This window comes from Achromobacter sp. 1011791174, from assembly GCF_059760925.1.
The window spans coordinates 1-20074 of record NZ_JCBANH010000018.1; the positions used below are offsets into that span (position 1 = coordinate 1).

Annotated in this window: 17 protein-coding genes and 1 pseudogene; 9 read left to right on the forward strand and 9 right to left on the reverse strand. The window is 70.5% G+C overall.

Features of this window, described 5'->3' with window-relative positions:
- Nucleotides 1-3 precede the first annotated feature (3 nt).
- Nucleotides 4-102, forward strand: a pseudogene (locus tag AC6LJ5_RS09005) (DUF4180 domain-containing protein); the annotation flags it as partial.
- A complete protein-coding gene (gene hutG, locus AC6LJ5_RS09010) occupies nt 91-948 on the forward strand; it encodes an N-formylglutamate deformylase (RefSeq protein ID WP_103276426.1) in 858 nt (285 codons plus the stop codon). The pseudogene AC6LJ5_RS09005 and the gene hutG, both read left to right, overlap by 12 nt.
- Before the next feature lie 81 nt (nt 949-1029).
- Here the strand turns inward: hutG and AC6LJ5_RS09015 are convergent, their stop codons facing one another.
- Nucleotides 1030-2886, reverse strand: coding sequence for a phosphoenolpyruvate carboxykinase (GTP) (locus tag AC6LJ5_RS09015; protein ID WP_392409527.1), 1857 nt, complete (start codon nt 2884-2886; stop codon nt 1030-1032).
- A gap of 247 nt (nt 2887-3133) precedes the next feature.
- On the opposite strand from AC6LJ5_RS09015, the gene AC6LJ5_RS09020 reads away from it, so the two are divergent.
- From AC6LJ5_RS09020 to AC6LJ5_RS09035, 4 genes are all read left to right on the forward strand, one after another.
- On the forward strand, nt 3134-4528 hold the full coding sequence (locus AC6LJ5_RS09020; protein WP_498140292.1) for an MATE family efflux transporter: 1395 nt from the start codon (nt 3134-3136) through the stop codon (nt 4526-4528).
- Nucleotides 4529-4615: 87 nt separating this feature from the next.
- Nucleotides 4616-5893 carry an N-carbamyl-l-glutamate amidohydrolase ErtE gene (ertE, locus tag AC6LJ5_RS09025; RefSeq protein WP_498140293.1) on the forward strand — a complete coding sequence of 426 codons (1278 nt, stop codon included), beginning with the start codon at nt 4616-4618 and terminating at the stop codon, nt 5891-5893.
- 191 nt (nt 5894-6084) lie between these two features.
- Nucleotides 6085-6423, forward strand: a complete 339-nt coding sequence (locus AC6LJ5_RS09030) for a thioredoxin family protein (RefSeq protein ID WP_103276425.1) — start codon at nt 6085-6087, stop codon at nt 6421-6423.
- Nucleotides 6420-7349, forward strand: a complete 930-nt coding sequence (locus AC6LJ5_RS09035; RefSeq protein ID WP_498140294.1) for a DMT family transporter — start codon at nt 6420-6422, stop codon at nt 7347-7349. The genes AC6LJ5_RS09030 and AC6LJ5_RS09035 overlap by 4 nt, the downstream gene beginning before the upstream one ends.
- 21 nt (nt 7350-7370) lie before the next feature.
- Here the strand turns inward: AC6LJ5_RS09035 and AC6LJ5_RS09040 are convergent, their stop codons facing one another.
- Together AC6LJ5_RS09040 and AC6LJ5_RS09045 are read right to left on the reverse strand one after the other, a co-directional pair.
- Entirely contained in the window at nt 7371-8288 is a 918-nt protein-coding gene (locus AC6LJ5_RS09040) for a DMT family transporter (protein ID WP_498140295.1), read from the reverse strand.
- Entirely contained in the window at nt 8279-9007 is a 729-nt protein-coding gene (locus AC6LJ5_RS09045; protein WP_498140296.1) for a GNAT family N-acetyltransferase, read from the reverse strand. Before AC6LJ5_RS09045 ends, AC6LJ5_RS09040 begins: the two co-directional genes overlap by 10 nt.
- Before the next feature lie 123 nt (nt 9008-9130).
- Here AC6LJ5_RS09045 and pdxR point away from each other — a divergent pair, with 123 nt between their 5' ends.
- Nucleotides 9131-10639 carry a MocR-like pyridoxine biosynthesis transcription factor PdxR gene (gene pdxR / locus AC6LJ5_RS09050; RefSeq protein WP_498140297.1) on the forward strand — a complete coding sequence of 503 codons (1509 nt, stop codon included), beginning with the start codon at nt 9131-9133 and terminating at the stop codon, nt 10637-10639.
- A 37-nt stretch (nt 10640-10676) separates the two neighbouring features.
- On the opposite strand, the gene AC6LJ5_RS09055 is transcribed toward pdxR, so the two are convergent.
- The 4 genes from AC6LJ5_RS09055 to gorA all read right to left on the reverse strand — a co-directional run bounded on the left by AC6LJ5_RS09055 (nt 10677) and on the right by gorA (nt 14277).
- A complete protein-coding gene (locus tag AC6LJ5_RS09055) occupies nt 10677-11366 on the reverse strand; it encodes an HAD family hydrolase (RefSeq protein ID WP_498140298.1) in 690 nt (229 codons plus the stop codon).
- A complete protein-coding gene (locus tag AC6LJ5_RS09060; protein WP_498140299.1) occupies nt 11363-11911 on the reverse strand; it encodes a histidine phosphatase family protein in 549 nt (182 codons plus the stop codon). Before AC6LJ5_RS09060 ends, AC6LJ5_RS09055 begins: the two co-directional genes overlap by 4 nt.
- A gap of 230 nt (nt 11912-12141) precedes the next feature.
- Nucleotides 12142-12774: a LysE family translocator gene (locus tag AC6LJ5_RS09065; RefSeq protein WP_103273887.1), complete on the reverse strand. Its 633-nt coding sequence runs from the start codon at nt 12772-12774 to the stop codon at nt 12142-12144.
- Between the two features lie 147 nt (nt 12775-12921).
- Nucleotides 12922-14277: a glutathione-disulfide reductase gene (gorA, locus tag AC6LJ5_RS09070; RefSeq protein ID WP_498140300.1), complete on the reverse strand. Its 1356-nt coding sequence runs from the start codon at nt 14275-14277 to the stop codon at nt 12922-12924.
- 271 nt (nt 14278-14548) lie between these two features.
- Here gorA and AC6LJ5_RS09075 point away from each other — a divergent pair, with 271 nt between their 5' ends.
- A complete protein-coding gene (locus AC6LJ5_RS09075) occupies nt 14549-16831 on the forward strand; it encodes a nitric-oxide reductase large subunit (RefSeq protein ID WP_103273885.1) in 2283 nt (760 codons plus the stop codon).
- A gap of 195 nt (nt 16832-17026) precedes the next feature.
- Nucleotides 17027-17833, forward strand: coding sequence for an SUMF1/EgtB/PvdO family nonheme iron enzyme (locus tag AC6LJ5_RS09080; RefSeq protein WP_498140301.1), 807 nt, complete (start codon nt 17027-17029; stop codon nt 17831-17833).
- On the opposite strand, the gene AC6LJ5_RS09085 is transcribed toward AC6LJ5_RS09080, so the two are convergent.
- Nucleotides 17830-18345: an O-acetyl-ADP-ribose deacetylase gene (locus tag AC6LJ5_RS09085; RefSeq protein WP_103276424.1), complete on the reverse strand. Its 516-nt coding sequence runs from the start codon at nt 18343-18345 to the stop codon at nt 17830-17832. The genes AC6LJ5_RS09080 and AC6LJ5_RS09085 overlap by 4 nt on opposite strands.
- Before the next feature lie 804 nt (nt 18346-19149).
- The gene (locus AC6LJ5_RS09090; protein WP_103273883.1) at nt 19150-19941 is read right to left on the reverse strand and encodes a Crp/Fnr family transcriptional regulator; all 792 of its coding nucleotides are present in this window, start codon (nt 19939-19941) and stop codon (nt 19150-19152) included.
- Between the last annotated feature and the right edge of the window lie 133 nt (nt 19942-20074).

Genomic DNA, 20074 nt, shown 5'->3' on the forward strand with positions numbered 1-20074 from the left:
GACATCTCTGCGCCGCTGGCGGCCAGCGGCGCGCTGCGCGACTTCGTGCGCGAGTCCAACCAGGGCCGCGCCGTCTGGTTCGCCGACGACATGGACGCGCTGAGCCAGCGACTCGCGCAGGCCGACGCATCCGCCACCGCCGCCACGAGCGACATCTATGATTTCCAGCGCGGCAACGCGCCGCTGCTGATCTCCATCCCCCACCTGGGCAGCCAGCTGCCCGAAGCGCAGCGCGCGCGCATGACCGAGGCCGGCCTGCGCTCGGGCGACACCGACTGGCACTTGGACACGCTGTACGGCTGGGCCAGGGCGCTGGGCGCGTCGGTGCTGGGCGCGCGCTATTCGCGCTACGTGGTGGACCTGAACCGTCCGTCCGACGACGCCAGCCTGTATCCCGGCCAGACCAAGACCGGCCTGTGCCCGACGCACACATTCCGGGGCGAACCGATATACCAGGACGGCGCCGAGCCCGACGAGGCCGAGCGCGCGCGCAGGCTGGACGCGTACTGGCGGCCCTACCACGACAAGCTGCGCCTGGAGATCGAACGCATTCGCGCCGAGCATGGCGCCGTGCTGCTGTGGGAAGCGCACTCCATCGCCAGCGTGCTGCCGCGCCTGTTCGAGGGCAAGCTGCCCGACCTGAACATCGGCACGGCCGACGGCGCCAGCTGCGCGCCCGACGTGCTGGACGCGATCCGCCAGCGCCTGGAGGGCGCGGCGCCGTACACCTGGGCCGTCAACGGCCGCTTCAAGGGCGGCCACATCACGCGCCACTATGGCAGGCCCGGGGACGAGGTGCACGCGGTGCAGCTGGAGATGTGCCAGTCGACCTACATGGACGAGACCTATCCCTACGCCTACCGGCCGGAATTGGCGGCGCGGGTGACGCCCGTGGTCGAAGGCATGGTCGGCGCGGCGCTGGAACGGATCAGCGCTCGCGGACGTTGAAGGCAAACGTCCGCGACCCGGCGCAAGCCGGGCCGCGGACGCTGCGCAGGCGGGAAGTGAAGCAGACGCCGGCCGCCTGAATCAGGCCGCCAGCCGCCCCTCGATCTTGACCTTGGTGGCCGGCAGGTCTTCGGGCAGGCGCTGCGCCAGCTGGCCGAACAGCTCGCCGTGCAGGGCCAGCTCGGCGCGCCAGGCGCCCTCGTCCACCGACATGATCTGCTCGAACTTGTCCGGCGTGAACTCCAGCCCGGTCCAGTCGATGTCCTGGTAGCTGGGCGACACGCCGAACACCTGGTCCACGCCCTGGGCCTGGCCGTCGATGCGGCCCAGCATCCAGCGCAGCACGCGCATGTTCTCGCCAAAGCCCGGCCAGACGAACTTGCCATCCGGTCCCTTGCGGAACCAGTTCACGCAATAGATGCGCGGCAGCGTGGCCCCCGCCGCTTCCAGGCGCTTGCCCAGTTGCAGCCAGTGGTTGAAGTAGTCGCTCATGTTGTAGCCGCAGAACGGCAGCATGGCGAAGGGATCGCGCCGCACCACGCCCTGCTGGCCCACGGCGGCGGCGGTGGTTTCCGAGCCCATGGTGGCGGCCATGTACACGCCCTCGACCCAGTTGCGGGCCTCGGTCACCAGCGGCACGGTGGTGGACCGGCGGCCGCCGAAGATGAAGGCGTCGATCACCACGCCTTCGGGGTTTTCCCATTCCGGATCGATCGACGGGCATTGCGCCGCCGGCGCCGTGAAGCGCGCGTTCGGATGCGCGGCCTTGCGGCCGGTCTGCTGCGCGATGGCGGGCGTCCAGTCCTGGCCCTGCCAGTCGATCAGATGCTCGGGCGGCGTCTGGGTCATGCCTTCCCACCAGACGTCGCCGTCATCGGTCAGCGCCACATTGGTGAAGATGACGTTGGCCTTGAGCGTGGCCATGGCGTTGTAGTTGGTCAGCTCGCTGGTGCCCGGCGCCACGCCAAAGTAGCCGGCCTCGGGGTTGATGGCGTGCAAGCGGCCGTCGGCGCCCGGCTTGATCCAGGCGATGTCGTCGCCGATGGTGCTGACCTTCCAGCCATCCATGCCCTGCGGCGGAATCAGCATGGCGAAGTTGGTCTTGCCGCAGGCCGACGGGAAGGCCGCCGCGACGTGATACTTGCGGCCCTTGGGCGAGGTCACGCCCAGGATCAGCATGTGCTCGGCCAGCCAGCCCTGGTCGCGGCCCATGGTGGACGCGATGCGCAGCGCGAAGCATTTCTTGCCCAGCAGCGCGTTGCCGCCGTAGCCCGAGCCGAAGCTCCAGATCTCGCGCGTCTTGGGGTAGTGGACGATGTACTTGGTGGGATTGCAGGGCCAGGCCACGTCGGCCTCGCCGTCCGCCAGCGGCTTGCCCACCGAATGGACGCAGGGGACGAAGTCGCCGTCGGCCCCCAGCACGTCATAGACCTGTTTGCCCATGCGCGTCATGATGCGCATGTTGACGACCACATAGGGGCTGTCGGACAGTTCGACGCCAATGTGCGCGATGTCCGAGCCCAGCGGGCCCATCGAGAACGGCACCACGTACAGCGTGCGGCCGCGCATGGCGCCGTCGAACAGGCCGTCGAGCGTGGCGCGCATCTCGGCGGGATCGGCCCAGTTGTTGGTGGGGCCGGCGTCCTCGGCGCGGTCGGAACAGATGAAGGTGCGGTCCTCGACGCGGGCCACGTCGGACGGGTCGGAACAGGCCAGGAACGAATTAGGCCGTTTGGCGGGGTTCAGGCGGCGCATGGTGCCGGACTGCACCATCTGCTCGCAGAGACGGTCGTATTCCTGTTGCGAGCCATCGCACCAGACCACCCGGTCGGGCTTGGCCAGCGCGACGACGCGGGCGACCCAGTCGATCAGTCCGCGGTGCTTCACATAGGCGGGCACGTTCAAGGCCGCCAGGCCCCCTTCCAAAGGCGTATTCATCGGGGTCTACTCCCTACTTGTATTGGTGATGCTGCCAAGTGATACGGCCCCGTTCGGATAGGGGCCGTATGCGTTTGCGCCATCATACTTGCAGCGCCGGGCAGCCCGTCAACCCGCCCACATGGAGGAGTTTGTCACCGATTGAGACGCCTCAAACACCAAGTCTGCGCGGCGCCTCGGGCAATGCGGCGGCGCCGCAAATCCGGGCTGCGATTAAGATTCGGGGTCGCAATCAGGAAGAACCCGTATGGCCCCGCCCCAGCCCGCGCCGAACCGCCGCGCGTGGAAACCTGAAATCGTCGCCACGCTGATGCTCGCCCTGCCGCTGGTGCTGAGCAACCTGGCCCAGATCGCCATGACCGTCACCGACGTGATGTTCATCGGCCGCCTGGGCTCGCAGCAGCTGGCCGCCAGCGCGCTGGGCGCCAATCTGTATTCGGCCATCGCCTTCTTCGCGCTGGGCCTGGTCAGCGCCACCGCGCCCATGGCCGCGCGCGCGGAAGGCGCGCGGCGCAACGCCGTGCGCGACGTGCGGCTGACGGTGCGCCAGGGGCTGTGGACGGCCGTGCTGATTTCGCTGCCCGGCTGCCTGGCGCTGTGGCACGGCGAACAGATCCTGCTGCTGCTGCGCCAGCCGCCCGAGCTGGCGGCGCTGGCCGGTGAATACCTGCGCGCCCTGCTCTGGGCCATGCCGCCGTTCCTGGGATTCCTGGTGCTGCGCTCGTTCCTGGCGGCGCTGCAAAAACCGCGCTGGGCCTTCATCGTGGCGGTGGCCGGCATCGCGTTCAACGTGCTCGGCAACTGGGTGCTGGTGTTCGGCAACCTGGGCGCGCCCGCCCTGGGCCTGGTCGGCGCGGGCGTGGCCAGCGCGCTGGCCAGCCTGTGCCTGTTCCTGGGCCTGGCGCTGGTGGTGCTGCGCGACCGGCGCTTCCGCCGCTACCGGCTGTTCGGCAACCTGCTGCAACCGGACTGGCAACGGCTGGCCGCGTTCTGGAAGCTGGGTCTGCCCATCGGCGTGGCCACCGCTTTCGAGGTCACCATCTTCAACGCCGCCGCCTTCCTGATCGGCTGGCTGGGCGAGGCGGAGCTGGCCGCGCACGCCATCGCCATCCAGATCGCCAGCGTGACCTTCATGATTCCCTACGGCGTGGCGCAAGCCGCGACGGTGCGCGTGAGCCATGCGCAGGGCGCCGGCGACGCGGCCGGCGTGGCGCGCGCGGGCTGGACCGCCTTCGGACTGGGCATCGGCTCCATGGCGATCGCCGCGCTGCTCATGGTCACGGTGCCCTATCTGCTGGTGTCGGCGTTCATGGACGTGCGCGACCCGGCCAACGCCCGCGTGCTGGGCTTCGCGGTCGGCTATCTGGCCGTGGCCGCGATATTCCAGATCGTCGACGGCGCGCAGGTGCTGGGCGCGGGCATGCTGCGCGGCCTGCACGACACGCGCGTGCCCATGGTCTACGCCGCGATCGGCTACTGGGGCGTGGGCCTGCCCAGCGGCGCCTGGCTGGCCTTCGAGGCCGGCTGGCGCGGCGTGGGCATCTGGAGCGGGCTGGCGATCGGCCTGACCGTGGTGGCGCTGCTGATGGTGCAGCGCTGGACGCGGCGCGAGCGCCTGGGGCTGGTGGCGCGCGCGGCCTGACGTCCACGCTTCGGCCCATGCGCGAAAGCGCGCGCGGCCGCCGCGGACCTGCGTGCCATAATCGGCCGAGCGTCATCTGGAAGCCTCATGCCCGTCACCCCCGCCCCCGCCTTTCCGCCGCTGAACGCCGAGCGTCTGTGGTCCCGCGTCGAAACCCTGTCCCGCTACACCCTGCCCGGCCAGCCCTGGACGCGGCGCGCCTTCTCGCCGCTGTTCGATGAAGCGCGCGCCTGGCTGCGCCAGGAGTTCCAGGCCGCCGGCCTTGCCACGCGGCTGGATGCCGGCGGCAACCTGGTCGGCGCGCGCGCCGGCAGCGACCCCGCGCGCAAGCCCATCGTCACCGGCTCGCACTGCGACACCGTGCTGAGCGGCGGCCGCTACGACGGCATCATCGGCGTGCTGGCGGGCATCGAGGTCGCGCACACGCTGCACGAGCACGGCGTCGCGCTCAAGCATCCCTTCGAGGTCATCGACTTCCTGTCCGAGGAGCCGAGCGACTACGGCATTTCCTGCGTCGGCAGCCGCGCGCTCAGCGGCAAGCTCGACGCCGCCATGCTGGCCGCCCGCAATCCCGAAGGCGAAACCCTGGCGCAGGCCATCGCACGCGTCGGCGGCGACCCGGCCGCGCTGACCGCGCCGCTGCGTCCGGCCGGCGGCACCGCCGCCTTCGTCGAACTGCACATCGAACAGGGCCCGGTGCTGGAAGCGCGCGGCCTGCCCATCGGCGTGGTCACCAACATCGTCGGCATCCGCCGCGTGCAGATCACGGTCGAAGGCCAGCCCGACCACGCCGGCACCACCCCCATGGACATCCGCCGCGACGCGCTGGTTGGCGCGGCCCGCATCATCGACGGCGCGCACCGCCAGGCCAGCGCGGCCAGCGGCAAGCCCCATTACGTGGTCGCAACGGTGGGTCGGCTGTCCCTGACGCCGAACGCCGCCAACGCCGTGCCCGGCCGCGTCGAGCTGACGCTGGAGATGCGCAGCGACAGCGACGCGGTGCTGGACGCGTTCCCCGAGACCCTGATGGCCGGCGTGGCCGAGGATCTCAAGGCGCTGCGCCTGAGCGCGAGCGTCATCGAACTCAGCCGCGCCCGGCCCACCGACTGCGCGCCGCTGGTGATGGACGCGGTGCAGGCCGCCGCCGGCCGGCTCGGCTACGACACGATGCGCCTGCCCAGCGGCGCGGGCCACGACGCCATGTACATGGCGCCCACCGGCCCGGCGGGCATGATCTTCATCCCCTGCCTGAACGGCCGCAGCCATTGTCCGGACGAGCGGATCGAGCCGTCGCAACTGCTGGACGGCACGCGCGTGCTGTATGAAACGGTGCTGGAGCTGGACCGGGTGCTGTCCTCGCGCTGAACACGCTGGCGCTCAGGCGCGCCGGACCGTTGGAACGCCGGAGTGCAATGTAGCGCCACGCGCGGCGCCAATGCGGCCGCGACGCGCGCGGGCCTGAGCCCCCGGCCGCGTCCGGGTTATGCGCAAGGCCGCGCCGCCGCGCTGCCATAATGTGCGGCATCGCGCCCTCGCCGCGCCTGCCTCTTGCGACCATGGACCAGATCGAACTGAACGACGGCAACGCCGACCGCTATCTGCTGGACACGCCCGGCCTGTCCCTGCTGGTGTTCCACAGCCGCACCTGTGGCACCTGCCGCATCGCGCGCCAGGAACTGCCCTGGCTGGAACTGCCGCCGGTGCAGCGCGTGTGCTGGATCGACGCCGGCGAGAACGGCGGCCTGGTCGAGCGCTATGAAGTCTTCCACCTGCCGTCCATGTTCCTGGTGCGTGACGGCGCTTTCTACGGTCCGGTGCAGGCCAGCCTGGCCGAATGGGACCTGCGCCAGCAGATCAGCCTGGCCCTGGACAGCTATCCGGCGGAACTGCCGTGACCGCCCCCGCCCCGCGCCGTCCGCTGGACGCGCTGGCCACGGGATCCATGCTGCTGCTGTGCCTGTGCTGGGGCTTCCAGCAGATCGCCATCAAGCTGGTGGCGGCCGATGTGGCGCCCATCATGCAGATCGGCCTGCGCTCGGCCTTCGCGGCGCTGGTGCTGGGCGTCGTGATGTGGCGACAGGCGGGATGGCGCACGCTGACCGATGGCGCCGCGCCGGCGGGGCTGATGGCTGGCCTGCTGTTCGGCGTGGAGTTCCTGCTGGTGGCGCAGGGCCTGGTGTACTCCACAGCCTCCCACATCTCGGTCTTTCTCTACACCGCGCCGGTGTTCGCCGCGCTGGGCCTGCACTGGCTGCTGCCGGAAGAGCGGCTGACGCCGCTGCAATGGCTCGGAGTGGCCATCGCGTTCGCCGGCATCGCCGTGGCCTTCCTTGGCAAGGGCGACCCGCAGGCCGCCAGCAACATGCTGCTCGGCGACGCGATGGGACTGACGGCGGGGCTGCTGTGGGGCGCGACCACCGTGCTGATCCGCAAGACCCGGTTGTCGGAAGCGCCCGCGTCCCAGACCCTGTTCTATCAGATGGTGGTGGCCGCCGTGCTGCTGCTGGCCTATGCGATCGCCACCGGCCAGGCCGGTTTCCGCTACAGCGCCGCCGCGGTGCTGAGCGTGTCGTTCCAGGCCGTGGCCGTGGCGCTGACCGGCTACCTGGCCTGGTTCTGGCTGCTGCGCCGCTATCTGGCCTCGCGCCTGTCCATTCTGTCGTTCATGACGCCGCTGTTCGGCGTGTCGTTCGGCGTGCTGTTCCTGGACGAACCGCTGGACGCCGCCTTCGTGCTGGGCGCGCTGCTGGTGCTGGGCGGCATCCTGCTGGTCAGCGGCTCGGCGCTGCTGCGCGAGAAACTGCGCGGCCGGGCGCGCTGACGCCGGCCCGCGCGGACGGCATCAGCGCCCGCGCGCCCGGCCGGCTCCGGCGCGGCGCGCCGCCGCGCCGACCGATCCCAGCACCGTCAGCGCCGCGCCCGCCAGCACCAGCGCGAAACCCCACCAGTCCTGGGCGGCCGGCCGGTCGCCCACCAACGCCATCGCGCCCAGCACGCCCACCACCGGCACCGCCAGCGTGGTCAGCGAAGCCGTGGTCGCGCTGATGCGCTCGCTCAGCACGAACCACAGCCAGTACGCCGCCGCCGTGCCCAGCACGATATGAAAAGTCAGCGCCCCCGCGACCCGGACGCTCCAGCCTTGCAGCGGAAATGACTCGCCCGCCAGCAGCATGCCGGCCAGCGCGCACAGCGCCCCAATCGACAATTGCCAGGCCGTGACCACGACGCGGTCGCCCGGCGCGGGCCAGCGCTTCAGGCAGACCGTGCCGGCGGCCCAGCCGAAGGCGGCGGTCAAGGGGAACACCAGTCCGCGCAGCGCGGACGGATCCGCGCCGGACACCGCCGCCCGCAACGCCGGCCAGGCCAGCACCGCCACGCCCAATCCGCCCAGCAGCAGCGCCAGCGCGCGGCGGCCATCCAGCCGCTCGCCCAGCACGAAGCGGGCCAGCAACGCCGACATCATCGGCATGGTGAAAGTCAGCACCGCCGCGCGGGCGGTGCTGGTGCTGAGCTGGGCCCAGGCCACGGCCAGGTTGAAGACCGCGATCGACAACAGGCCGCCGGCCACGATGCCGGGCCAGGCGGCGCGTGCGGGCAGGATGTCGGCGCGCCGCAGCCGCGCCAGCAGGAACAGCAGCAGCGCGCCGCTGCCCAGGCCCAGCAGCCGCAGCGTGAACGGCGGCAGCAGCGACAGGCTGATCTTCACCGCCGGCCAGTTCAACCCCCAGAACAGGGCCAGCGCAACAGGGATCAGGCGCAAGCGGCGCGCTCCCGCGCGATCAGCTCGGCCAGGCCGACGCGCTGCCCGCCCTCAGCGTCGAAGTTATCCGGGCTAAGCCAGCGCTCGTAGGCTGCGCGCAGCGCCGGCCATTCGCGGTCGATGATGGAGAACCAGGCCGTGTCGCGGCTGCGGCCCTTGTAGACCACGGCCTGGCGGAACACGCCCTCGAACTCGAAGCCCAGCCGCGCGGCGGCGCTGCGCGACGGCGCGTTCAGGCTGTCGCACTTCCATTCGTAGCGGCGGTAGCCCAGCTCGTCGAACACGCGCCGCATCAAGAGGAACTGCGCCTCGGTGGCGATGCGCGTGCGCTTGAGCAGCGGCGAGAAGCTGACGAAGCCCACCTCGATCACGCCATTGGCCGGATCGATGCGCATCAGCGACAGCGTGCCCACGGCCTTGCCGCTGGCCAGGTCGATGACGGCGTGGTGCAAGGGGTCCTGCCCCGCCTCGGCGCGCTCGGCGAAGGCGCGGTACTCGGCCTCGCTGGCAAAGGGGCCGACCGACATGTAGGTCCAGTCGCGGCCATCCGGCGCCTGGCTGAAGGCCTGGTACAGCTCGGCGGCGTGGCGCGCCGCCGACAGCGGCTCCAGCCGGCAGTAGCGGCCCTCGGCCGGCGCCAGCGGCGGGCGCGGACGCGCCGTCCAGCCGGCCACGTCGGGGCCGATGGGTTGTTGGAAAGCATTGACTCGGGCTTGCATCGCGTGGCGCCTCTTCCGGTTTGGCCCGCGCCGCCGCCGGTGGCGGACGCGTTCGGCATATGCGCAAGATAAAGGAATCGTGGCATCATAAAAAGCGCCACGATCATTGAATTCGATAGAGCCATGAATCTACCCCACGCCCTGCTTTCCAGCCCGCTGGCGCGCGGCCATGGCGCCGCGCCGCGCCAGCGCCAGCTGATCCAGCGGCTCAAGCAGGCCATCCTGGCGGGCCAGCTGCCGGCTGGCGGCAAGCTGCCGTCCTCGCGCACGCTGGCCGACGAGCTGGATATCTCGCGCAACACGGTGCTGATCGCCTACGAGCAGCTCACGGCCGAAGGCTATGTGGTGGCCGACCGCCAGGGCACGCGCGTGGCGCCCCTGTCGGCCGCCGCGACCAGCGCCGCCCGCCAGGCCGAACCGCCGCAACCGGCGCCCTTCACCGCCGCGCGGCTGGGCCGCATCGCCTCCACCCGCGTGCCCAACGACGGCGCCCTGCCGCTGACGCCGGGCACGCCGGCGCTGAACCAGTTCCCCGTCAACGCCTGGCGTCGCGCGCAGGACCGCGCGCTGCAGGCCGCGCCGTCCGCCACGCTGGGCTACGGCCATCCGATGGGCGAGCCGGCGCTGCGCGCCGCCATCGCCCAATACCTGCGCGTCTCGCGCGGCGTGCGCTGCGACGCCTCGCATGTGGTCATCACCGAGGGCGCCCAGGGCGCGCTGGCGCTGTGCGTGCAACTGCTGACCAATCCCGGCGACACCGCCTGGCTGGAGGAACCCGGCTACCGAGGCGCCAAGTCCGCCTTCCATGCCGGCGACCTGGACGTGGTGCCGATGCGCGTGGACGCCGACGGCCTGGTCATCCCCGAGGATGCCTGGCGCAAGCCGCCGCGCCTGATCCAGGCCACGCCCACGCACCAGTATCCGACCGGCGCGGTGCTGTCGGTGGCGCGCCGGCTGGACCTGCTGGAACGGGCGCGCCGCGTCGGCGCCTGGATCATCGAGGACGACTACGACAGCGAATTCCGCCACCAGGGCGAGCCCATCGCCGCCATGCAGGGGCTGCTGCCGGACGCCCCGGTGCTGTACGTGGGCACCTTCAGCAAGACCATGTTCCCGGCCCTGCGGCTGGGCTTCCTGGTGCTGCCGCCGGCGCTGGCGGCCAGCGCCACGCCGTCCATCATCGAAATGCTGCGCGGCGGCCACCGGCTCGAACAGCTGACCATGGCGGCCTTCATCGAGAACGGCCAGTTCTCGCGCCATCTGGGACGCATGCGGCGCCTGTACCGCGAACGGCAGGCGGCGCTGCGCGACGCGCTCGCGGCGCACATGGACGTGGAACATGACGTGCTGGGCGGCCACAGCGGCCTGCACCTGACGGTGCGCCTGCCGCCCTGCTTTCCGGATACGCGGATCGCGGAACAGGCGCGCGCCGCGGGCATGAGCCCCAACGCGCTGTCGTCCTTCGCCGTCTCGCCGCTGCCCGAGGACAACGGACTGGTGATCGGTTACGGCAACACCGGCGCCGAGCGCTTTCCGGCGCTGGTCAAGCGCCTGGCCAGGCTGGCGCGGGAAACGCGGCTGAAGCAGGACGCGCCGCGCCAGCGACCGGGCGGCAAGGACGCCAGGGTGTAGCGAGGCGCCAAGATGGCGAAAGAGCGGGCGCGCGCCCTCAGCCGGCGCGCGCCGTCATGCGAGGAAAGCGCGCCAGCACGGCGTCCAGCGTCAGACCGGCCAGGCTGTCGACATGCGCCAGCACGCCGCCGCGCTCATGACCCTGAGCCAGTTCGCGCAGATCCGGCCCGACCGCCAGAACATGGCAGCCCGCCGCCAACGCAGAAGCCACGCCGGCGGGCGAATCCTCGATGGCCAGCGCCGCGTCGGCGGCGATATCCAGCCGCTCCAGCGCCAGCCGGTAGGGCTGCGGATCCGGCTTGGGCCGCTCCACGTCTTCGCGCGTGACCCAGGACTGGAACGGCGCATACGCCAGCTGCTCCAGCGCCGTGCGCACGATGGCCGCGTAGGACGATGTCACCAGGGCCGACCGCAAGCCGCGCTGATGCTGCTCGCGCAACAGGCCGCGCACGCCGGGCATCCACGGCACATGCCGCGACAGCGCATCGCGCACGGCGTCGCCCAGGCCGCGCCGCAACTCATCGACCGAGAACCGGACGCCAGTCACCTCGGCCATCACATGGGCCGCCAGCTCCAGGTTGCCGCCCAACAGCCGCCTGCTGGCCGCATCGTTCCAGGGCAGCTTGCGGGCATTGAGGAAGGTGTACTCGCTGCGCCGCCACAACTCGCCGGAATCGACCAGCGTGCCGTCGAAGTCCCACAGCAGCGCGTAGCCGACGGCGCTCATGTGTTCCAGCTCAGCATGACGGGACGCTCGCGCTCCCAACCCAGATGCGCGATGCCCAGCGTGCCCAGCCGGAACAGGGCCGCCTGCGCCGGCTCCAGTCCCAGCCAGCGCGCGGCCACCAACCGGATCAGATGGGCGTGCGCCACGGCCAGCACCCGACGGTCCGCCGACTGGCGCACGTCGCGGATGAAGCTGTCGACCCGGTGGGTCATGGCGGCCAGCGTCTCGCCATTGGGCACGGGATCGGTCCAGACATGCCAGTGCGGCGCGTCGGCGCGGATCTCGGCGGTGGTCTTGCCTTCGTAGTCGCCGTAGTCGCGCTCGACCAGCCGCAGGTCCAGCGTCACCTCGCCCAAGGCCAGCAGCTCGGCCGTGCTGCGGGCGCGCTGCAAGGGGCTGGACACGATGCGATCGTAGTTGCCCTGTGCCAGCCGGGGTCCCAACGCGCGGGCGGATGCCTGGCCGTCGGCGGTCAGGGCCAGGTCGGTCAGACCGGCATAGCGGCCAAGGCGGCTCCATTCGGTTTCACCGTGACGCAGCAGCACCAGCTCAACCTGGCGCGGACCGGGTGATGTTGAATTAGGGCCTGAGGGATGCCTCATGGGGAATGCCGCCTCGATCTGACGTGGTCGCAGGCGCGGGACGCGCCTGCAATGGGGCGATCGTAGCAATGGCCGCCCACGTCCGGGTCGACATTTTTTGCGAATCATTGGTGAGCTTTCATCACCACTGACACACGCACCGCGAGCGCGCCGGGCACGCGCCGCGACATGGATCAGCGCCGCGACTCCAGCGCCATCCGCACGGCCAGGCCGGCCAGCACGGTGCCCATCAGCCAGCGCTGCGCCACCATCCACAGCGGCCGGCCGGCGAGAAAGCCGGCGATGGAGCCCGCCATCAGCGCGATCAGCGCGTTCACCGACAGGCTGACCGCGACCTGGGTCATGCCCAACGCCAGCGACTGCGTCAGCACGCTGCCGTGATCGGGCTGGATGAACTGCGGCAGCAGCGACACGTACATGACGGCGATCTTGGGGTTGAGCAGATTGGTCACCAGCCCCATGGTGAACAACGTGCGCGGCGAGCTGCGCGGCAGCTCGCGCACCTGGAACGGCGAACGGCCACCGGGCCTGACGGCCTGCCAGGCCATGTAGAGCAGATACAGCGCGCCGGCGTAGCGCAGCGCGTCGTAGGCATAAGGCACCGCCATCAGCAACGCCGTGATGCCGAAGGCCGCGCAGCCCACGTAAAAGATGAAGCCCACGGCCACGCCCGCCAGGGAGATCAACCCGGCCTTGGGGCCCTGGGAGATCGAGCGCGACACCAGATAGATCATGTTGGGGCCGGGCGTGAGCACCATGCCCAGCGCCACCAGGGCGAAGGTCAGGAGGTTGGAGGAATCGGGCATGGCGGATGGCGGCGGGCGCGTGAGATCAGGAAGCGCCGACGATATCGGAAATCTGTATCGGAACAGGCGCTTTTTTCTGGCGTGCCCGGGCTCGCCTGGCGGCCAGCCCGTCGGCCTTGTCACCCGCCGTTGGCTGGCCCGATTCCGCTACGCCACCGCCGTGCGCATCGTCACGAATTCCTCGGCAGCGGTCGGATGGATGCCGATGGTGTCGTCGAACACCTGCTTGGTCGCCCCGGCCTTGAGCGCCACGGCCATGCCCTGCACGATCTCGCCGGCATCGGGCCCGACCATGTGCACGCCCAGCACGCGATCCGTCTTCGCGTCCACCACCAGCTTCATCAGCGTCTTTTCCTGCGACTCGGTCAACGTCAGCTTCATCGGCCGGAAGCGGCTTTCATACAGCTTGACCTCGTGGCCGGCCTCGCGCGCCTGCTCGGTGGTCAGGCCGACCGTGCCGATGTTGGGCAGGCTGAACACCGCCGTCGGGATCAGCGCATAGTCGACCTTGCGGTACTCGGCGGGACGGAACAGGCGGCGCGCCACGGCCATGCCCTCGGCCAGCGCCACCGGCGTGAGCGGCACGCGGCCGATCACGTCGCCGATGGCCAGGATGGACGGCTCGGCCGTGCGGAATTCGTCGTCCACTTCGATGAAGCCGTTCTTGCCGATCTTGACCGCCGTGTTCTCCAGGCCCAGCTTGTCCAGCATGGCGCGCCGGCCGGTGGCGAAGAACACGCAGTCGGTCTCGACCACCGAGCCGTCTTCCAGCGTGGCGGCCAGCGTGCCGTCGGCGCGCTTGTCGATGCGGGCGACATTGGCGTTGAAGCGCAGGTCGATGCCCTTCTTGGTCAGCTCGTCGCGCAGGTGCTCGCGCACGCCCTGATCGAAGCCGCGCAGGAACATGGGGCCGCGATAGATCTGCGTGGTCCGCGCGCCCATGCCGTTGAAGATGGAGGCGAATTCCACGGCGATGTAGCCGCCGCCAACCACCAGCACGCGGCGCGGCAGCGCTTCCAGGAAAAAAGCCTCGTTGGACGTGATGGCGTGTTCCTTGCCGGGGATGTCCGGCACCTGCGGCCAGCCGCCGGTCGCCACCAGGATGTGCTCGGCCGTGTGCGTCTGGCCGTTGATCTCGACGGTGTGCGGATCCGTGATGCGCGCATGGCCCTCCAGCAACGTCACGCCGCTGTTGACCAGCAGGTTGCGATAGATGCCGTTCAGGCGCTCGATCTCGCGGTTCTTGTTGGCGATCAGCGCGGGCCAGTCGAAGGACGGTTCGCCCGTGGTCCAGCCAAAGCCGCCGGCCTGCTCGAAGTCTTCGCTGTAGTGGGCGCCGTAGACCAGCAGCTTCTTGGGCACGCAGCCCACGTTGACGCAGGTGCCGCCCAGGTAGCGGCTTTCCGCCACCGCCACGCGCGCGCCGAAGCCGGCCGCGAAACGGGCCGCGCGCACGCCGCCGGAACCGGCGCCAATCACAAACAGGTCGAAATCGAATGCCATGGTGTCCTCTGCGCGGCCCCCGCGAGGGCCGCTGTCACTGTCAGGGAAAAGCCGTATTTTGCACCAGTCGCCATCCGGCCCCTCCGAAACGGCGCGAACGTCCTCCTGGTGGTGAAAAACACCATTCCAGGGTAATCCGAACCCATGTCGGCCAGGGTACGAATCACCCTTCGCCCCACAAGCCCCTGATTTTCCGCGTTCTTTTTTCTGGCACGGAATTCGCATCTGTCCCTGCACCCATCAACTGCAACATCTGGAGGGTGTACCCGAAATGGGCCCATACCGAAAACTATGGTTCACGCTGATCGCCGTGCTGGCGGTCACTTTCTCGCTGCTCGGCTTCTACGGCGGCGAGGTCTACCGACAGGCGCCGCCCATCCCGCAGGCCGTGGTCGCGGCCGACGGGCAACGCCTGTTCGGCCGCGACGACATCCTGGACGGGCAGACCGCCTGGCAGTCGGTGGGCGGCATGCAGCTGGGCTCGGTCTGGGGCCACGGCGCCTACCAGGCGCCGGACTGGACGGCCGACTGGCTGCACCGCGAGCTGGGCGCCTGGCTGGACCTGGCGGCGCGCGAGGCGCACGGCCAGCCCTACGCCGAACTGCCCGCGCCGGCCCAGGCGGCGCTGCGCGAAACCCTCAAGGCCGAGTACCGTGGCAACCGCGTCAACGCCGACGAGGTGCTGACGGTCAGCGCGCGCCGCGCGCGGGCCATCGCCCAGACCGCCGCTTACTATGACCAGCTGTTTTCCGATGCGCCGGCGCTGCACACCAGCCGCGAGCATTTCGCGATGAAGGAGAACACGCTGCCCGACGCCGGTCGGCGCGAGCAACTGACGCGCTTTTTCTTCTGGACCGCCTGGGCCGCCGCCACCGAGCGCGAGGGCGCCAAGGTCACCTACACCAACAACTGGCCGCACGAGCCGCTGATCGGCAACGTGCCCAGCAGCGAGAACGTGATGTGGTCCATCATCAGCGTGGTGGTGCTACTGGCCGGCATCGGCCTGCTCATCTGGGCCTGGGCCTTCCTGCGCGGCAAGGAGGAAGACGAGCCCGAGGCGCCCAGGCAGGATCCGCTGAGCACCTTCGCGCTGACCCCGTCGCAGCGCGCACTGGGCAAGTACCTGTTCCTGGTAGTGGCGCTGTTCGGCCTGCAGGTGCTGCTGGGCGCCTTCACCGCGCACTACACGGTGGAGGGCCAGAAGTTCTACGGGCTGGACCTGTCGCAATGGTTCCCGTATTCGCTGGTGCGCACCTGGCACATCCAGAGCGCGCTGTTCTGGATCGCCACGGGCTTCCTGGCCGCCGGCCTGTTCCTGGCGCCGCTGATCAACGGCGGGCGCGATCCCAAGTTCCAGAAGATCGGGGTGGACATCCTGTTCTGGGCGCTGGTGGTCGTGGTGGTCGGCTCGTTCACCGGCAACTATCTGGCGATCGCGCAGATCATGCCGCCCGAGCTGAATTTCTGGCTGGGCCACCAGGGCTATGAATACGTGGACCTGGGCCGGCTGTGGCAGATCGGCAAGTTCACCGGCATCTGCTTCTGGCTGGTGCTGATGCTGCGCGGCATCGTGCCCGCGCTGCGCCAGCCCGGCGGCGACAAGAACCTGCTGGCGCTCCTGACCGCCTCGGTCGGCGCCATCGGCCTGTTCTACGGCGCCGGCTTCTTCTACGGCGAACGCACCCACCTGACCGTGATGGAGTACTGGCGCTGGTGGATCGTGCACCTGTGGGTGGAGGGCTTCTTCGAGGTCTTCGCCACCACCGCGCTGGCCTTCATCTTCTCGACGCTGGGACTGGTGTCGCGGCGCATGGCCACCACGGCCAGCCTGGCCTCGGCCTCGCTGTTCATGCTGGGCGGCATCCCCGGCACCTTCCACCACCTGTACTTCGCCGGCACCACCACGCCGGTCATGGCCATCGGCGCCAGCTTCTCGGCGCTGGAAGTGGTGCCGCTGATCGTGCTGGGCCACGAGGCCTGGGAGAACTGGCGCCTGAAGACCCGCGCGCCCTGGATGGCCGACCTGAAGTGGCCGCTGATGTGCTTCGTGGCCGTGGCCTTCTGGAACATGCTGGGCGCGGGCGTGTTCGGCTTCATGATCAACCCGCCGATCTCGCTGTACTACATCCAGGGCCTGAACACCACGCCGGTCCACGCGCACGCGGCCCTGTTCGGCGTGTACGGTTTCCTGGCGCTGGGCTTCACGCTGCTGGTGCTGCGCTACATCCGACCGCAATACGCGCTGAATCCCGGCCTGATGAAGCTGGGCTTCTGGGGCCTGAACATCGGCCTGGCGCTGATGATCTTCACCAGCCTGCTGCCGGCCGGACTGATCCAGTTCCACGCCAGCGTCAGCGAAGGCATGTGGTACGCGCGCAGCGAAGCCTTCATGCAGCAGGACATCCTGAAAGCCCTGCGCTGGGGCCGCACCTTCGGCGACGTGGTGTTCCTGCTGGGCGCGCTGGCGCTGGTGGCGCAGGTGATCCTGGGCCTGGCCAGCGGCAAGCCGGCCGCGCCCAAGCCCGGCCTGCAAACCCGTCCGGCTCGCGGCTGACGCCGGAACCGTCGGCGACACGCAAGCCGCCGGCCCCGCCGAGGACATGGTCCCCGGCGGGGCCGTTGCGTTTCCGGCGCGGGCGCTGCCCTGCGCGCGCCAACTTGTGCCAGCGCAAAGAGGCCGGTCCCGGCCCCGGGTCCAATATCCGCATGCGCCGGAGCCTGCCGGCTCCGGGCGTCGAGGAGCTTACGCATGCATGCCCGCCCGCTGGTCCTGGCCTTGCTGTTGTCGCTGTCCGCCTGCGGCGGCGACCGGTCCCGCGCCCCCCTGCCCCCGATGAGCCGGCTGCCGCCGGGCGAGGTCTCGTACACGCCGCCCGGCGAGGCGCTGCGCAAGGGCTATCCGGTGACGCCCGCGCCGCTGACGGCGCGCTTTCCGAACGGCCTTGCCATCATGACGCGCCAGGTCAGCCAGGCCGAGTACGCGGCCTGCGTGCGCGCCGGCGGCTGCAGGACGCCCGACCCCGCGCAGCGCGGCGCCACGGCGCCGGACATGCCGGCCGCCGGGATCAGCTGGAGCGACGCCTCCGCCTATGCCGCCTGGCTCTCGGCCGCCACCGGCCGCCAGCTGCGGTTGCCGACCTATGCGGAATGGGTCTACGCGGCCGGCCCGGCGTTCATCGATGATGCGCTCGCCCCGTCAGCCGACGACGGCGATCCGGCGCAGCGCTGGCTGGCCGAATACGACCAGCAGGCGCGGCGCGCGCAGGCGGGTGGGTCCGTCGAGCTGCGACCCTTCGGCGGCCACGGCGCCAATCCGGCCGGATTGCAGGACATGGCCGGCAGCGTGTGGGACTGGACCAGCGACTGCCACACGCGCCGCGTGCTGGACGCGGCGCCCGGCGAGGCCGGACAGGAGGCGGGCAACTGCGGCATCCGCGTGGCCGCCGGCCGGCATATCGCCTATCTGCCGGACTTCATCCGCGACCCCAAGAGCGGAGCCTGTTCGGTGGGCCTGCCGCCCGCCAACCTGGGCCTGCGGCTGGTGCTGGCGGACTAGGGCTGGCGCATGCCGGACAGCAACTGCCGGTACAACCTCGCATCCTCGTCGTCGTAGCAACAGAACACCACGCGGCGCAGCGACGATCCCTCGCTTTCCTGCATGGCCTGCCGGACCGCGGCCACCGCGATGGCCGCGGCCTCTTTCCTGGGGTAGCCATATACGCCCGTGCTGATGGCGGGAAACGCGATCGAGCCCAGGCCCTTTTTCACGGCCAGGCGTATGGACTCGCGGTAGCAGGAAGCCAGCTTCGCCGCCTCGTTGTTCCCGCCGCCCTGCCACACCGGCCCCACCGTATGGATCACGTGACGAGCCGGCAGCCGGTGGCCGGCGGTGATCTTGGCACAGCCGACCTCGCAGCCGCCCAGCTTGGCGCACTCGGCCAGCAAACCCGGCCCCGCCGCCTGGTGTATCGCGCCGTCCACGCCGCCCCCGCCCAGCAACGAAGGCTTGGCGGCATTGACGATCGCATCGACGTTCATCCTGGTGATGTCGCCGGTGACATGCTCCATCACCGGCGCGGGCAGGCCCGGACGGGAAGCGGCGTCCAGCGGGCCGCCGGACGGCGGCATGACGGACCCGCCATCCTGCGGCGACGCGGATCGCGCGCCGCTGACCGGCCTGCCGCCAGCGGCCGCGCCAGCCGGAACCGGCCGCGACACCTGATCGTTCAACAAGCCCAGCCAACTCTGTTGCTGCCGAGGCAGCGGCTCCCTGAGCACGCGCGCGATTCCCGCGGCCACGGCGCTGCGGTCCCAGGACTGAAGCTCCGAAATCAGCCGGACCATGGCTGCTTCCTTCATCGCCGGCGTTGCGCCCGTGCGTTCCAGCCTGGCCCAGGCGTTGCGCAGCTGCCGGCGATAGTCCTCGCCCCGCTTGTCCTTCAGCGCGCAGCCGGTCAGGCATCCCAGCAGGTTCGCCATGTGGCGGTCGACAGCGCAGCGCTGCCCCTGGTCGCGCAACGCCACCCGACGCGCGGGGCTCATCGACAGCCGGCACGTCAACGCCGTCAACGCCGCCCTGACGGAACACAGGAACTTGCGCATGCCGCTCAACCTGGGGCCCGCGGCGGTCGCATCGGGTGGGGCGTACTGCACATTGCCGAACTTGCCGAGCGGCGCGGCTCGCGGGCTCAGGACGCGCTCGGCCTTCCACTTCTGCTTTTGCAGCGCTGAGTCATATAGGGAAATCATGCCGTCTCCACGGGTTGGTTTTCATCCACGCCATGAGTAACCGGCCGGCCGGCGCGGGTTCCTGGCCCGCGCGCCCTCACTCCCCGCCGCCGCCCGGTCCCGCGACGCGGAAGCAACGGCGAATCAGCCCGGCAGCGCGTGCGCCCCGACCCTCTGCGCACCGTCCGCCGGCGGTCCATCGATACAGGACAGGCAGCCCGCGCAGTCGCGCAGCCCGGCCGGCGCCGCCGACGACAGCCGCGCCAGCGCCGCCGGCGAGCGCAGCACCACGCGCTTGCGGCCGCAGTCGACGATGCCGCGCTGCTTCCAGTCGTTGAGCAGCCGGCTGACCGTGTGCAGCGTGGTGCCGGTCAGCTCGGCGATGTCCTGCCGCGTGATCGGAAAGCCGATGCCGATGCCGTCGGCCACCGGCTGGCCCGACTGCTCGAACAGGCGCAGCATGGCGCGCGCCACGCGCTGCTCGACTTCGTCGGTCGACAGTTCCTGGATGCGCAGATGCGCGTCCTGCAGCCGCCGGCCCATGGTCTGCAGCGCGGCGGCGTTGAGCCGGGGATGGCTGGCGGCGAATTCATCCCAGGCCGCCGCCGGCCAGGCCAGGCAGACGCTTTCCTGCACCGCCACCACCGACGCCGGATAACAGGCCTGGCGCATGGCCCGCGCCAGCCCGAACAGATCGCCCGGATTGACGTAGCGCACCAGCACCTGTTCGCCGTCCGGCGTGACCTGCGTCACCTTCAGGCAGCCGTGCAGCAGCACGAAGAAATGCGCGGCCGGCTCGCCCTGATGGAACGCCGCCGCCCCCGCGTCCAGCCGGCAAGGCTGGGCGCCGAGCAAGGCGGCCTGCAATTCCGCATCGGACAAGGGCCGGAACAGGTCCAGGTTGCGCAGGAGGGCATGGCACAAGGGCGTGGGCATCGCGGTCCGTCCGGGTCGAGGTGGGCACGGTTCCATGGTGGCATCGCCCCCCTGCGCTGGCAATGCGCGCCCGGGCGCGTCCTGCCCCGCAGTTTGCGCTACAGCAAAGAAGGGGCGGCCCGCGTGGCCTTCA